The sequence below is a fragment of the Paraburkholderia acidicola genome, from assembly GCF_002362315.1.
GTDB lineage: Bacteria > Pseudomonadota > Gammaproteobacteria > Burkholderiales > Burkholderiaceae > Paraburkholderia > Paraburkholderia acidicola.
Genome location: NZ_MTZV01000006.1, coordinates 347,012 through 360,445 on the forward strand (window position 1 = coordinate 347,012; position 13,434 = coordinate 360,445).

A 13,434-nucleotide genomic window follows, 5' to 3' on the forward strand; every position below is an offset into this window, starting at 1 on the left:
AGTATGTACCGCTGACTCCGCGGAGCGCGTGGTCGGACGGGCCGCCGGTGCCACCGATGCCGTGGTTGGATCCAACCGCTTCGGGCGGCGCACAATCGCGACTGCCCGGATCATCACCACCCGTTCAACAACCTGTGCGCTATGAACTCGAGGCGGTGCCCGCCTCGATGGGGCAGCAGTGGACACCGCCAATGCAGACGTCCGGCCCTGACGCGTATCGGCGTGACGGACCGTTCGGCGAAACGTCGTTGGGTATGCCGGTAGGCCACGAGGGCGCACGTCCGCCGTATCGCGCTCAGACGATGCTCCCCGGACGGCGGGTATCCACCGTAGAGCAGTACCCGGTGGACATTGATTTTGAGCCGCAGGAACGGAAAAAGGAACTCGGCCCTGTGTTCTCGCCGGGGCTCGAGGCCTTCGGTGACCACTACCTTGGGAGTAGCCGGCCGCATCGATTGACAGCGCCCGGCAGGCTCCGAGGTGCGATGCGTTCTCTAAGGTCGGGCTTCAGGAAGCTCTTCTTTCCGTTCTCGCCGGGGAATCCAGATCGCCTGAAAAAGTACGAGTAACCGCTCTTCCACCTTGCTAGCCGCCGCGAAGGAGACCCGGTAGCGTCCAGGACGTGGTCGTTCTTCTGAACGCTACCGGTGCTGCCCGACCTTCTGGCGCTTCTCAAGCACCCGGGCGTACCACGTCAACGGAAAGCACATCGCGAAGTACAGCACCGCGACCATGCCGTAGATGGGAAACGGACGGAACGCGGCGTTAGTAATCATCGTGCCGGTTTTCGTGAGTTCGGTGAAACCGATGATCGACGTGAGCGCCGTGCTTTTCACCACCTGCACGAGAAAGCCCACAGTGGGCGCGACGGCAATTTTTCGCGCCTGCGGCCACACGATGTAGCGCAACTGCTGGCCGAACGTCATGCCGAGACTCGCGCCCGCGGCCCACTGGCCGCGCGGGACCGCTTCGACGCAGCCGCGCCAGATATCGACGAGATACGCGCTCGTGTAGAGCGTGAGCGTAACGGTCGCCGCGACCCACGGCGATACCTCGATGCCTATCAGCGGCAGACCGAAGAAGGCAAGGAACAACTGCATCAGCAGCGGGGTGCCCTGGAACAGCTCCACATACAGCACGACCACGCGTCGTAGCCACGGGAACGGCGACACACGCGCCGCGAGCAGCGCAAGACCGACGGCGCCGCCACCGACGAATGCGATCAGCGAGAGCAGGATGGTCCAGCGTGCGGCGAGCAACAGGTTGCGGGCGATGTCCCACAGCGTAAATTCGATCATCGGGCACGCTCCGTCGGCAGGGCGCGAGACGCGTGAGCGCGGCTGCTGCGCCACCTGAACCACGTATGCAGACGAACCGTTGCACCGGAGGTAGTGCGTGGCGCGCGCCCGGCAAAGAGGCCACCGCCGAGTCGGCTCAGCACCTGCCGCAACACGATTGACAGCGCCAGATAGACCACGGTGATGATCACGTAGCTCTCGAACGAGCGGAAATTGCGCGACTGGATGAAGTTGGCCGCATAGGTCAGATCGGGGACAGAGATCTGCGACACGACCGCCGAACCGAGCATCACGATCAGCACCTGACTCAGCAGCGCCGGGAACACATTGGCGAGCGCCTGCGGCAGCACGACATGGCGAAACACCTGCCGGCCATGCAGCCCGAGCGCATGCGCGGCCTGCACCTGGCCACGCGGAATCGATTCGATACCGGCACGGACAATTTCGATCGCGTAGGCGCCCAGATTCACAGTCATCGCGAGGATGGCGGCCTGGATTTCGTCGATGTGAATGCCGAGGCTCGGCAGGCCGAAGAACACGAAGAACAGTTGCACGAGAAACGGCGTGTTGCGGATCGCCTCGACATACGCTGAGATCAGCGTGCGAGCCCAACGCGGCCCGGACACCGCGACGCTTGCGCCCGCCACGCCGACAATTCCACCCAGCACCGTCGATACCGCAGTCAGGCCGAGCGTGACCCCCGCGCCGCGTACGAGCATGCCGGCATACAGGCCAAAGCCGCTGAAATCGAATGCATAGGTCATCGTGAAGTCTTCGTCGTGAGGCGAGCCACTGTACTCGACCAGAAAGATTTGCAGAAATAGCGTCGCCGGGATGGTCGAAGCGCCTGGTCGGGATAGCGATCGATCAAAAATCTCTCATTTGGGAGTTTGTTGACTTCCATTTGAGAAGTTTCTAGAATGGGAGTTACAAAATGACCAGATGAGAAGGGCCTCCATGACTGTGCTATCACACTCAGCGCTTGCTTCGGCAAAGCACGCAGCGTCCAGTGCCCGCAAGGCATTGGTCGGCTCGGGTGCGCTCGGCTCGCAGCCGCACGACTTCGAGACCTTCAGGAAAATGGATCCGCTGGAGCAACGTCTTACGATCCGGGAGGGCATGGACGCCATCATCGTCGAGCGGATTGCAAAGGAACTGCTCCATATCCCGTTGCAGACGGTACTCGCCGGCCTTGGACTGCCGAGCTCGACAATCCTGCGGAAGATTTCGAAGGAAGAGCGGCTGTCCGGCGCCGAATCGGATCGGGTCGCGCGGGTGCTTTACGTGCTCGAAGAAGCGACGCAGGTGTTCGAGGACGATGCGCTGGCTGCCGAGTGGTTGCAGCGGCCGCATGCCGAGCTAGGTGGGCTGAGGCCGCTCGAAGTACTCGATTCGCAACCGGGCTACGACCGGGTGCGCGATCTGTTGATGCGTATCACCTTCGGTGTCTCTGCATGAGGGTGTACCGGCTCGCGAAGGAGCGTCCCGGGCGCTATCTTGCGGACGATGTCAGCGGCAATGGCGCGGCACTGGCCGGCGGGCGCTGGAATCCGCGTGGGATGCGCGTGCTGTACACCTGTTGTCACGCTTCAACCTCGCTGCTCGAGGCGCTCGTCCACCTGGCGGGCCTTCTGCCTGCCGGTGGCTATTTCCTCGTCACGCTCGAGGTTCCGGACAGCGCGTACGATAACGCGTACGTCCCCGAGTTACCGCAGGATTGGGCCGAACTTACACGCGATCCGCTGTCGACAGTGGAGATCGGTCGGCGCTGGCTCGAGGCCGGGACCGATCTTGCGATGCGGGTGCCGTCGGTGGTGTGCCCGACTGATTTCAATCTTCTGCTGAACCCGATGCATGCCGATATGAAGGGGGTTCGCGTCATCAGCAAGGAGCTGTTTTCGCTGGATCCTCGTCTGTTTGGTTGATATGACGAAGATCGTTGCTGCATGATTTTTCCTGACCCGTGATGCATTCCCCGTCCATGCGCCGACTCCCCCCACTCAACGCACTGCAGATCTTCGAAACGGTCGCACGCCACCGCAGCTTCACGCGCGCCGCGGAGCATCTGTGTCTGACGCAGGGGGCCGTCAGCCGGCAGATTCTTGCGCTCGAGGAGTACTACGGTTTCCCGCTCTTCAAGCGCCACGCCAAGGGACTCACGCTGACCGCAGAAGGCGAACTGCTGCTACCGGCGGTCAAGGAGAGTTTTGCGCGCATCGAAGAAATCTCGTTGCGTCTCACGCGGCAGCGCACCGATCTCGCGCTGAAGATGCCGACCTGCGTGATGCGCTGGATGCTGCCGAAGATCACGCAGTTCCAGGCCGAGTATCCCGACCTGCATGTGCAGATCACGACGACATGGCAGCACGACATCGACTTTCAGGCAGAGCCGTTCGATGCGGCGATCATCTACGGGACGTCGCCAGGTGTCGACGTGCAGGCCGTGCCGTTATTTGAGGAACGCCTGACGCCGGTGTGCGCGCCCGAGCTGTTACGCGACCGGCCGCTCGCCGTGCTTGCCGATCTCGCACGCCACACACTGCTGCATCCGACGCGCGATCACCGCGACTGGAAAATGTGGCTCGACCATGTGGATGCGCGCGACATCGATGCGGCGCTCGGACCGAGCTTCGACACGCTCGATCTCGCGACCAACGCCGCCTTGCAGGGCTTCGGCGTGGCGATCAGCGATCTCGCGTTGATCGAAGAGGACGTCGCGGCGAAACGCCTGCTGCGACCATTCGATGCGGTGCTGACAACCGGCGCCCGTTATTACTTCGTGTATCCGGACGCCGTCGCGCATCAGCAGAAAGTGAAGCTCTTTCACGACTGGATCGCGGCGCACTGGGCGGAGTAGGCGCGCAGCGCGCGGGCTCGCTCGCGCGTGTCGCTAGGGCGCAACCGATAGAAACAGATATGCCGCGAACAGCGACAGATGCACCGCACCCTGCAGGATATTGGTACGCCCGGTGCTGAGCGTGAAGGTGCTGATCAGCAGCGTGAGAAACAGCAGCACCGTTTCCTTCCCACCGAGGCCAAGCGCGAGCGGCTGGCCGGTCCACAAGAACACGACCGCCACCGTCGGAATGGTCAACCCGATACTGGCAAGCGCGGAGCCGAGCGCAAGGTTGAGGCTGGTCTGCAGTCGGTCAGCACGCGCTGCGCGCACGGCGGCGAGCCCTTCGGGCAACAGAACCAGCGCGGCGATTACGATGCCGACCACAGCCTCCGGTGCGCCCGCCCCGAGCACGGCACGCTCGACCACCGGCGACAGCAGCTTGGCGAGCAGCACCACGGCGACGAGACAGACCAGCAGCAGCGCGCCGCTCAGCGCGGCGACGCCGCCGCTCGGTGGCGCGGCGTGAATGTTTTCGTCGGCGACGTTGGTGCTGTCCGCGAGGAAGTAGTCGCGATGGCGCACGGTCTGCACGAACACGAAGACGCCATACAGCACCAGCGACGAGATACCCGCGAAGGCCAGCCCCGAGGGGCTCAGCACCGGGCCGAGTTCGGTGCTCGTATAGTTGGGCATGACGAGCGTCAGCACCGACAGCGATGCGAGTACGGCAAGCGCCGCATTCGCGCCACGAATCTGGAAGTCCTGCTCGCGATGCCGTAGACCACCCACCAGCAGACAGATCCCGACGATGCCATTGCAGACGATCATCACAGCCGCGAACACGGTGTCGCGCGCGAGCCCGGCTTTTTCCGGGCCTGCGCTCAGCATCACCGATACGATCAGCGCGACCTCGATCACGGTGACGGCGATCGCGAGGACGAGCGTGCCGAACGGCTCGCCCACCCGATGCGCGACGACTTCGGCGTGATGCACGGCCGCGAAGACCGACCCCGCGAGCGCGACGCCGATGAGCACGAGCAGCCAGCCGCTGCCGGGCGCGGCAAGCGACGCCGCAAGGACGATCCATGCGGCGATCGGCACGCCGATCGTCCAGCGGGGCAGCATGGTGGAGGTCGTTGTCATGCGAAGTGTCCTGGTCGGTAAGCGAGAATGCGGGGACAGCTTGCCGTACGCGGTGCACGGGAACGCGGCGGCCAATGCTCAACCATTATGTCAAGAAAGTTGCGTATCGTATTAAAATAAAACAGATATTTCGTTTTAATCCTCGTGTTTGCGTACCCCTTAAAGCAGGTTCTGAAGGAGCCATTGTGATTCGTAGCCAGGAAACATTGAACCTGCTGCTCGACAGCATCGCGCGTTTCGTCCGGGAGCGGTTAGTGCCGAACGAGGAACTGGTTGCCGAAACCGACCAGATTCCCGCCGCACTACTCGATGAAATGCGCGAACTCGGCCTGTTTGGCCTGTGTCTGCCGGAAGAATACGGCGGGCTCGGCCTGACGATGGAAGAAGAAGTACTCGCCGCGATCGAACTGGGCCGGACGTCACCGGCGTTCCGTTCGGCAATCGGCAGCAACAACGGGATCGGCTCGACGGGCATCGTGCTCGACGGTACGCCCGAGCAAAAAGAGCGCTACCTGCCGCGGCTCGCGTCCGGCGAACTGATCGGCTCGTTCTGCCTGACCGAGCCAGAGGCCGGCTCCGACGCGGCATCGCTGCGCACCACAGCCGTGCGCGACGGCGACCACTACGTGTTGAACGGCACGAAACGTTTCATCACGAATGCGCCGGAGGCCGGCATCTTCACCGTGATGGCACGCACCGATCCGGCGGGCAAGGGGGCGGACGCGATCTCGGCGTTCGTCGTCGAGGCGGGCACACCTGGCCTGACACTTGGCAAGATCGATCGCAAGATGGGTCAGAAGGGCGCGCATACCTGCGATGTGATCTTCGATAACTGTCGGGTGCCGGCTGCGAACCTGATCGGCGAAAAGGAAGGTGTCGGTTTCAAGACGGCGATGAAGACGCTCGACAAAGGGCGCCTGCATATTGCCGCTGTCGCGACAGGTGCCGCGGAACGCATGCTGGCCGACGCGGTGCGCTACGCGACCGAGCGCAAGCAGTTCGGCAAGCCGATCGCCGAATTTCAGCTGATTCAGGCGATGCTCGCGGACAGCCAGGCGGAAATCTACGCGTCGCGCTGCATGATTGTCGACGCGGCGAGACGCCGCGATGCGGGCGAGCGCGTGACGAGCGAAGCCTCGTGCGCCAAGATGTTCGCGACCGAGATGTGTGGCCGGGTGGCCGATCGCGCGGTGCAGATTTTCGGCGGTGCAGGGTATATGAGCGAGTACGGGATCGAACGCTTCTATCGCGACGTGCGGCTCTTCCGTATTTACGAAGGCACGACGCAGATCCAGCAGATCGTGATTGCGCGCGAGTTGTTGCGCACGTTTAGCGGCTAACTGTTGCTGCGCACTGTCAAACGCCGCCCTTCATGACGAAGGGCGGCTGCCGCCATCGTATGGCGGGTTCTACTGCTTACTGACCTTCCGGACGGATCGACAGTGCGTTCTTCACCGAGGTCACGCCGGCCACACCCTGGGCGGTCTGCGTGGCCGTGTCGCTCTGTGCCTGCTCGGGTACCGAGCCTTGCAGGACGACGTCGCCGCCGCGTGCGCGCACCGTGATGTTTGCCATCGAGATGCCGCCTGCCTTGGTGAGTGCATTACGCACCTTGCGTTGCAGTGCGCGGTTGGCGGTTCTGACTGCTTTCTTCTCGGCCTTCGTTGCGCCGGGTGCGGCCGTCGTAGCCGGTGCGGCCATCGTGCCCGCCGGGGCGGTCGCGTCGCTCGATTGTGCGTACACATTGAGCGAAGCCAGAACGACGAGTGCGCTGCCGACGATCTTGATTGCCTGGGTTGCCTTCATTTGCTCTCTCCTGTTGTCATGCATGGCGATGGCCCCCGTTCGGGCCGGTGCACTACACTGCTGGAACACTGCGGATCAAACCGTTGACGGGACTCTACTGCGGGTCCTGCGATGATGCGCTGCGGATACTCACGCGGCGCGGTGCGCCTGCGTGCCGGTCGGGCTGTATCTTATCGTTTGCCGACGACGGCTGGGAGTAAAGATACTCCAATTGATGCAACGATGAGTTGAAGTTGCGCGCCACTACGCGTTTCGGCAAACCGACGCCGCGTTACCTTCGTCTGCCTATTCATTCCACTCTTGTCACGTTCCGTATGACTGTTGCTGCGCTTCCTGTCCGTGCGCTAACCCGCGACGACCTGCCTGTCGATACCGTCGAACTCGCCCGCTTCATGGTCGGCAAGTACCTCGTGCACGATCTGCCCGAGGGTCGACTGAGCGGGCGGATCGTCGAGACCGAGGCGTACCCGCTCGGCGATTCGACCAGTCACGCGTTTGCGGGCCGTCGCCCGCACAACGGGTCGATGTTTCTGGCGCGCGGCCATGCGTATGTGCGACTCACCTACGGGCTCTCGTACATGCTGAATATGTCCAGCGAGCAGGAAGACGTGGGCGCCGGCATTCTGATTCGCGCGGTCGAACCGCTCGAAGGAATCGCCGCGATGCAGGCGCGTCGTCCCGGCATCAAGCTGCTCGATCTGGCGCGCGGCCCAGGCCGTCTGACGATGGCGTTCGCGGTTGGTCCGTCGTTCGATGGTGTTGATCTGTGCACGGGCCGCGGGCTCTGGATCGGCAAGATGCGGACAGGCAAGGTGCAGGAACACGAGGTCGCGGCGACGAAACGGATCGGGTTGTCGCGGGAAATGCACCGGCTGCTGCGTTTTTACGAAGCGGGTAGCCCGTTTGTCAGCGGGCCGCGCAAGCTGTTGACGGGGCTCGTTCCGGGCGACGACGCGCGCAGCTGACCTCGTTTTTCAATCCCCCTGCAATTATTACGGAACACAGTCTACCGATCGGACTGAATTACGCATGCGCCAAGCATTCTTCCAGATTCTGCAACTATGTTTCTTCCAATTAAGGGTTTTCCCTTGATGATGAGCCTCCTACACTGAACTCACTGGCTTCACACATCGTGTGGGGAGCGCAGCAAAAAAACATCTGGAGGTAATCATCATGAAGACGTTCATCAAGGCAGCACTCATCGCCAGCGTTCTCGCCGTACCGGTCGCTTCGTTCGCCCAGGAAGTCGATGCGCCGGTGTCGCGCTCGCAGGTCCGCGCCGAACTGCTGCAACTGGAACAGAATGGCTACAACCCGGCGCAATCGAGCGACGCCCAGTACCCCGCCAACATTCAGGCTGCCGAACACCGCATCGCTGAAGCGAACGGCACGGCGCAGGCAGGTGCGAACGTGGCCGATACAAGCGGCTACGGCGCGTCGACCAACGGCTCGTCGCAATCCGGCGCCGTACAGCCGATGACATCGCAACGCTCGATCTACTTCGGTAACTGATCGACGTAGCAGAATTAGAGGCGGTTAAAGGCGCTCAAAGGCAATACCCGCCGGCAGGCGAGGCACCGGATAACCGGTGCCTCAAACGGCGGGGCGACACGCGACGCATGCGCGCCAACCCGACATGCGACGTAGCGGACAGGTTCGCAATAACGAACGAATCCACTACCGATACAAGCTCAAGAACCTCCGCTGCCGCAAGGTAGCTTCGCCCAACCTCACGGCTTGGGCTTTTTTTGCAGCATGTCGCGCAGGCAAGCGAGGGCGAGGGTGCGCTCAGGTGTGTTCGCCTGATATGTACTGCTCGAGCTGCTGGATCGTGAAGCGCTGGTCGGCGATGATGTTCTTCACCAGGTCGCCGATCGACACCATACCCACCAGTTTCTCCTGATCGATGACCGGCAGATGGCGCATGCGGTGATCGGTCATCAATGCCATGCATTCGTCGGTGGTCTGGTCGAGACGCACGAAGCGGACCGCTTTGCTCATGATCTCGCGCACCAGCGTTTCCTTCGACGAGCGCTCCATCAGCACGACCTTGCGGGCGTAATCGCGCTCCGTGACGATGCCGGCGATCGCGTCGCCGTCGGTGACGACCAGCGCGCCGATCTGCTTGTCCGCCATCAGTTTGATGGCGTTGTAGACGGAATCCGACGCGGAGATCGTGAAGACGCTATTGTCCTGCTTCGACTTGAGTACCTGGGCAACGCTAGACATGGGGCGGCTCCGTTTCGCAGTGCAGCACGCCAGCGTGTGACGCGCCGTTGTGAGGGACAGACAGATCCAGTATAAGCGGGAGCGGCGCGCGCGTCGCGCGCCATCCGATGCGTGATGCCGATTAGCGGTAAACTCCACTTCCCAACTTTATCCCCGGTGGTTCACGGGTTCATGTCAGTACCACAGCACAACGCCATGCCCACGTCTCACACACCGCCGCCCGTCGACTGCCCAGACGGCGAATGCGTCGTTCTCGACGCTACCGCCACGCTTCCCACGCGCTACGGCACGTTCCGGTCGTATGTGTTTCGCGTCAAGGATAGCGGCGAGGAACATCTCGCGCTTGTCATGGGCGACGTCGAGAACCAGCAGTCGGTGCTGACGCGCCTGCATTCGGAATGCCTGACCGGCGACGTGCTCGGCTCGTATCGCTGCGACTGCGGCGAACAGCTCGATCTCGCGCTGCGCTATATCGCCGCCGAGGGCCGCGGCGTGCTGCTCTACCTGCGTGGTCACGAAGGGCGCGGCATTGGTCTGAGCAACAAGATCCGCGCGTATGCGCTGCAGGAGCAGGGGCGCGATACCGTCGAGGCAAATCTCGATCTCGGTCTGCCCGACGATTCTCGCGAATATGACTCCGCCGCCGGCATCCTGCGTCTGCTGAAAGTGACGTCAGTGCGTTTGATGAGCAATAACCCGAAGAAATTCGATTCGCTGTCGGCGCACGGTATTCCCGTCTGCGAACGGGTCGCGCTCGCGATCCCGATGCGCGAGGAAAACGAGCGGTATATCCGGACGAAGCAGGCGAAGTTTGGGCATTACTTCGACGAGAACGAGTAGCATGGTTCGTCTGCTGTTGTGGGGCACACGCTATGTGCTGGTGGTGCGAGGAGCGGGGGCCTGCGGCATGACTGCCGCGAAGACCTGCGCAAGTTCAGTCGTACCGAAGCGCTGTTCGCCCACGCCTGCTTCGACATCGATGTGCCCTGCATTGTGCGCGTCGTACAGATCGACGATCAGTTGCGCATGCCCTTCGCTCAGTCCCGCACGCAGCAGGGTGGCGGTCCATGCGTCGCGCGGTAGTTCGCGTGCCGCAACCGGCCGGCCGCTAACATCGCTCAACACGCCCGCAACACCGTGCGCATCGACGCGTCGCGGACCTTCCACGCTCACGATGCGCAGCGGTGCTGTTGCTGCGTCGTCCATCAGCAGTTTCGCGGCGAGCGTCCCGACATCCTGGGCAGCGACGGTCGGAAAGCGCTTGTCGAGCGGATGATGCAGGCTCGGCAACTGGCCGGTCGCCAGCGCAGCAGGCATCACACGATTCCAGTTATGCATGTGCTCCGCTGCACGCAGCAGGATGAGTTGCGTCCTCGATCCGGCGAGTGGTTTCAGTTGCGTCTCGAGGTAGTGAAACAGCATCGTGATGCCAGTGCCTTGCTCGATCTGCGCGCCGTAGTCGGATAGCGCGAGCAGAACCGCCGGTGGCTGCGCACGCAATGCGATGGTTGCTGCGTCGATCATGCTGCGCATCGTGTGTTCGGGATGAGGGTCGCCCTGCGGTACCGGGCACAGCATCTGTACCGCCGTTGCTCCTTCCAGTGCCTGCTCAATCGATGCGCTGTCAGCAAGGTCCGCAAGCACGACACTGCAGCCGAGTTGCGCGAACGGTTCGCCTTGCTGCGCGTGACGCACGACAGCTCGAACCGGTTTGCCTGCGCGCCGCAGCGCTGCGATGCTGGCACGTCCCACATTGCCCGATGCTCCAAAGATCACATACACGGTTTGCTCCTTGTCTGTCTGACGATGAAGCGATCGTAGACGCGACAGGCATGCACCGCGCGCAGACGCGGATCGCGATGCGCAGATCCGGATGACGATTTTCGCGGGAGCCGGTCACGCCATCCGGCGGCGTCATGCAAAACGACTCGAAACGCAGCACAATGGTCGCTGACCTGCCTCCTGTGTAAGGACCCGCGATGCCTTCCGCCACACCAGACAAGCTGCCGTATTCAAACCCACAGGCGAGCCTGCGATCCAGTTCCGGTCGTGGCTGGAAAGGCTTCGGCGCGGAACTGGTTGCGGTTCCAGCCGGCCTGCACCGGGTTCCGCCGAGCTTGCATCATCGCGTGGGCGTACATGTCGGCGCGCCGGTCAAGGCGCGTTGCAGGTGCGACGGCCGGCGCTCGTCGCGCATCCAGGCACATGGCGATGCCGACGTGATTCCGGCCGGACTCGACGGCGAGTGGACCGATGAAGCCGATTGCACGATTCTGCGCATCTGGATCGGCAGCGAGTTCGCGCGCACGACGTTCGAACAGCTCGGTGTGTCCGCGTCGAGCGCGCAGATCGAGCCACGTTTCCAGATGCGCGATCCGCGCTTCCAGCATCTTGCGTGGGCGTTGCGTGCGGAACTCGAAGCCGACGACAGCTCCGACCCGCTGTACGCGGAAAGCCTTTGCACGGCGATGCTCGTGCGTTTGACGCAGGGCGCGCCGGCACTCGTCGAGCGACGCCGCACGCTGGCGCCGCGCACGGCAGCGCGGCTGATCGACTACATCGAAAGTCATCTCGATCAGCGCCTCACCTTGACCGAACTGGCTGCGCTTGCAGAACTCAGCGTGCCGCATTTCAAGGTGCTGTTTCGCGAAACACTCGGCATGCCGGTGCATCGTTATGTCGTGCAACGGCGTGTCGAACGGGCTCGCATGCTGCTGTTGCAAGGCAAGTTGTCTGCAAGCCAGGTCGCGCTCGAAACCGGCTTCGCGCATCAGAGCCACATGGCGCACTGGATGATGCGCCTGCTCAACGTGACACCGCGCGAGCTCGTCAAATCGACGAAGCATGCGATGCGCATTGCAGAACCTTCGAACGACGGCAACCGCGCCGCACCGACGTCTTTGCTGCAGTCGCGTTAAGCAGTTTGCGTGCGGGGCAGCGCGAACTGACGTGGAGTGCGCGCACTATTGATCATGTGATGGCTTCGAGTGCTAAATACGCCGACTTTGCACCGGAGACCGTCATATGACGAAATCAAAAGGTTCTCGTGTCGCTGCCTGGGCGCTGGCTGTCGCGCTGGGCAATGCATCGCTCGTCGCGCTACTCACGCTCGGTATTCCCGCGAGCATCGCTCCAGCCGTTGCCGCTACCTCGGCTGCCACCGATAACTACGCCGCTACCCGCTATCCGATCGTGCTCGTGCACGGTCTCGCCGGCACCGATAAATTCGCCGATGTGGTCGACTACTGGTACGGCATGCAGGCCGATCTCGAACAGCACGGCGCGACCGTTTATGTCGCGAACCTGTCGGGCTTTCAAAGCGATGTCGGACCCAACGGTCGCGGCGAGCAGTTGCTGGCATACGTGAAGCAGGTGCTCGCCGCGACCGGCGCAACCAAGGTCAATCTGATCGGTCATAGCCAGGGCGGCCTCACGTCACGCTATGTCGCAGCCGTTGCGCCCGAACTCGTGGCATCCGTCACGACAATCGGCACACCACATCGCGGCTCCGAGTTCGCAGACTTCGTGCAGAACGCATTGCAGAGCGATCCAACCGGGCTGTCTACGCCGATCATCGCAACCTTTGCGAACATTTTCGGTGCGCTCACGAGCAGCACGCACAACACGAACCAGGACGCGATCGCGGCGTTGAATGCGCTGACCACGGCAAGTACCGCGAACTACAACACGCTTTATCCGAGCGCGGGGCTCGGTGCACCTGGCTCGTGTCAGACGGGCGCTTCGAGTGAAACGGTGAACGGCAATACGCACCTGCTGTACTCGTGGGCCGGCAGCGCGATCCAGCCCGTGACGGTACTCGGTGTGACCGGTGCCGTTGATACGAGCGTCAGTGCGGCCGATAGTGCCGAGGTGCTCGATATCTCGACGCCCGCGCTGTACGCGACCGGCACCGTGATGATCGGTCGTCAGTCCGGTCCGAACGACGGGCTCGTGTCGGTATGCAGTGCGCTCTATGGCCAGGTGATCAGCACGACCTACAAGTGGAATCATCTCGACGAGATCAATCAGTTGCTCGGTGTGCTTGGCGCCAATGCCGCCGATCCGGTCGCGGTGCTGCGTGCCCATGCAAACCGGTTGATGCTGCAAGGTGTCTGACCG

General features: G+C 62.7%; 15 protein-coding genes. 9 read left to right on the forward strand and 6 right to left on the reverse strand.

The window, feature by feature from the left end; all coding sequences use genetic code 11:
- Positions 1–641: 641 nt before the first annotated feature.
- Entirely contained in the window at positions 642–1,298 is a 657-nt protein-coding gene (locus BWP39_RS20535; RefSeq protein WP_096723555.1) for an amino acid ABC transporter permease, read from the reverse strand.
- Entirely contained in the window at positions 1,295–2,062 is a 768-nt protein-coding gene (locus tag BWP39_RS20540; RefSeq protein WP_096723557.1) for an amino acid ABC transporter permease, read from the reverse strand. Before BWP39_RS20540 ends, BWP39_RS20535 begins: the two co-directional genes overlap by 4 nt.
- 193 nt (positions 2,063–2,255) lie before the next feature.
- Here BWP39_RS20540 and parS point away from each other — a divergent pair, with 193 nt between their 5' ends.
- The 3 genes from parS to BWP39_RS20555 are packed head-to-tail and all read left to right on the forward strand — an operon-like array spanning position 2,256 to position 4,155.
- Entirely contained in the window at positions 2,256–2,756 is a 501-nt protein-coding gene (parS, locus tag BWP39_RS20545) for a type II RES/Xre toxin-antitoxin system antitoxin (RefSeq protein WP_207556993.1), read from the forward strand.
- A complete protein-coding gene (locus BWP39_RS20550) occupies positions 2,753–3,223 on the forward strand; it encodes an RES family NAD+ phosphorylase (RefSeq protein WP_096723559.1) in 471 nt (156 codons plus the stop codon). Before parS ends, BWP39_RS20550 begins: the two co-directional genes overlap by 4 nt.
- Positions 3,224–3,279: 56 nt before the next feature.
- The gene (locus BWP39_RS20555) at positions 3,280–4,155 is read left to right on the forward strand and encodes a LysR substrate-binding domain-containing protein (RefSeq protein WP_096723561.1); all 876 of its coding nucleotides are present in this window, start codon (positions 3,280–3,282) and stop codon (positions 4,153–4,155) included.
- A 33-nt stretch (positions 4,156–4,188) separates the two neighbouring features.
- Here the strand turns inward: BWP39_RS20555 and BWP39_RS20560 are convergent, their stop codons facing one another.
- Positions 4,189–5,280, reverse strand: coding sequence for a calcium:proton antiporter (locus BWP39_RS20560; RefSeq protein ID WP_096723563.1), 1,092 nt, complete (start codon positions 5,278–5,280; stop codon positions 4,189–4,191).
- Positions 5,281–5,465: 185 nt separating this feature from the next.
- Here BWP39_RS20560 and BWP39_RS20565 point away from each other — a divergent pair, with 185 nt between their 5' ends.
- Positions 5,466–6,620, forward strand: a complete 1,155-nt coding sequence (locus BWP39_RS20565; RefSeq protein ID WP_096723565.1) for an acyl-CoA dehydrogenase family protein — start codon at positions 5,466–5,468, stop codon at positions 6,618–6,620.
- Positions 6,621–6,696: 76 nt separating this feature from the next.
- Here BWP39_RS20565 and BWP39_RS20570 read toward each other — a convergent pair whose 3' ends face one another.
- Complete coding sequence (locus BWP39_RS20570) at positions 6,697–7,086, reverse strand: BON domain-containing protein (protein ID WP_096723567.1); 390 nt, start codon at positions 7,084–7,086, stop codon at positions 6,697–6,699.
- 314 nt (positions 7,087–7,400) lie between these two features.
- Here BWP39_RS20570 and BWP39_RS20575 point away from each other — a divergent pair, with 314 nt between their 5' ends.
- Both BWP39_RS20575 and BWP39_RS20580 read left to right on the forward strand, forming a co-directional pair.
- The gene (locus tag BWP39_RS20575) at positions 7,401–8,051 is read left to right on the forward strand and encodes a DNA-3-methyladenine glycosylase (RefSeq protein ID WP_096723569.1); all 651 of its coding nucleotides are present in this window, start codon (positions 7,401–7,403) and stop codon (positions 8,049–8,051) included.
- A gap of 208 nt (positions 8,052–8,259) precedes the next feature.
- Positions 8,260–8,598 carry a DUF4148 domain-containing protein gene (locus tag BWP39_RS20580; protein WP_096723571.1) on the forward strand — a complete coding sequence of 113 codons (339 nt, stop codon included), beginning with the start codon at positions 8,260–8,262 and terminating at the stop codon, positions 8,596–8,598.
- Between the two features lie 276 nt (positions 8,599–8,874).
- On the opposite strand, the gene BWP39_RS20585 is transcribed toward BWP39_RS20580, so the two are convergent.
- Positions 8,875–9,315, reverse strand: coding sequence for a CBS domain-containing protein (locus BWP39_RS20585; RefSeq protein ID WP_096723573.1), 441 nt, complete (start codon positions 9,313–9,315; stop codon positions 8,875–8,877).
- Positions 9,316–9,510: 195 nt separating this feature from the next.
- Between BWP39_RS20585 and ribA the strand changes: the two genes are divergently transcribed.
- Positions 9,511–10,155, forward strand: a complete 645-nt coding sequence (gene ribA / locus BWP39_RS20590; protein ID WP_096723575.1) for a GTP cyclohydrolase II — start codon at positions 9,511–9,513, stop codon at positions 10,153–10,155.
- Positions 10,156–10,185: 30 nt separating this feature from the next.
- Here the strand turns inward: ribA and BWP39_RS20595 are convergent, their stop codons facing one another.
- Positions 10,186–11,097, reverse strand: a complete 912-nt coding sequence (locus tag BWP39_RS20595) for an NmrA family NAD(P)-binding protein (RefSeq protein WP_096723577.1) — start codon at positions 11,095–11,097, stop codon at positions 10,186–10,188.
- A 197-nt stretch (positions 11,098–11,294) separates the two neighbouring features.
- On the opposite strand from BWP39_RS20595, the gene BWP39_RS20600 reads away from it, so the two are divergent.
- Both BWP39_RS20600 and BWP39_RS20605 read left to right on the forward strand, forming a co-directional pair.
- Entirely contained in the window at positions 11,295–12,233 is a 939-nt protein-coding gene (locus tag BWP39_RS20600) for an AraC family transcriptional regulator (protein ID WP_096723579.1), read from the forward strand.
- A gap of 106 nt (positions 12,234–12,339) precedes the next feature.
- Positions 12,340–13,431, forward strand: coding sequence for an esterase/lipase family protein (locus BWP39_RS20605; protein WP_096723581.1), 1,092 nt, complete (start codon positions 12,340–12,342; stop codon positions 13,429–13,431).
- Positions 13,432–13,434: the final 3 nt, after the last annotated feature.

What these genes read in the sequence shown, in the direction of transcription:
- BWP39_RS20535 (WP_096723555.1), bottom strand. Translation starts at nt 1,298, where the DNA reads ATGATCGAATTTACGCTGTGGGACATCGCCCGCAACCTGTTGCTCGCC.
- BWP39_RS20540 (WP_096723557.1), bottom strand. Translation starts at nt 2,062, where the DNA reads ATGACCTATGCATTCGATTTCAGCGGCTTTGGCCTGTATGCCGGCATG.
- parS (WP_207556993.1), top strand. Translation starts at nt 2,256, where the DNA reads ATGACTGTGCTATCACACTCAGCGCTTGCTTCGGCAAAGCACGCAGCG.
- BWP39_RS20550 (WP_096723559.1), top strand. Translation starts at nt 2,753, where the DNA reads ATGAGGGTGTACCGGCTCGCGAAGGAGCGTCCCGGGCGCTATCTTGCG.
- BWP39_RS20555 (WP_096723561.1), top strand. Translation starts at nt 3,280, where the DNA reads ATGCGCCGACTCCCCCCACTCAACGCACTGCAGATCTTCGAAACGGTC.
- BWP39_RS20560 (WP_096723563.1), bottom strand. Translation starts at nt 5,280, where the DNA reads ATGACAACGACCTCCACCATGCTGCCCCGCTGGACGATCGGCGTGCCG.
- BWP39_RS20570 (WP_096723567.1), bottom strand. Translation starts at nt 7,086, where the DNA reads ATGAAGGCAACCCAGGCAATCAAGATCGTCGGCAGCGCACTCGTCGTT.
- BWP39_RS20575 (WP_096723569.1), top strand. Translation starts at nt 7,401, where the DNA reads ATGACTGTTGCTGCGCTTCCTGTCCGTGCGCTAACCCGCGACGACCTG.
- BWP39_RS20580 (WP_096723571.1), top strand. Translation starts at nt 8,260, where the DNA reads ATGAAGACGTTCATCAAGGCAGCACTCATCGCCAGCGTTCTCGCCGTA.
- BWP39_RS20585 (WP_096723573.1), bottom strand. Translation starts at nt 9,315, where the DNA reads ATGTCTAGCGTTGCCCAGGTACTCAAGTCGAAGCAGGACAATAGCGTC.
- ribA (WP_096723575.1), top strand. Translation starts at nt 9,511, where the DNA reads ATGCCCACGTCTCACACACCGCCGCCCGTCGACTGCCCAGACGGCGAA.
- BWP39_RS20600 (WP_096723579.1), top strand. Translation starts at nt 11,295, where the DNA reads ATGCCTTCCGCCACACCAGACAAGCTGCCGTATTCAAACCCACAGGCG.
- BWP39_RS20605 (WP_096723581.1), top strand. Translation starts at nt 12,340, where the DNA reads ATGACGAAATCAAAAGGTTCTCGTGTCGCTGCCTGGGCGCTGGCTGTC.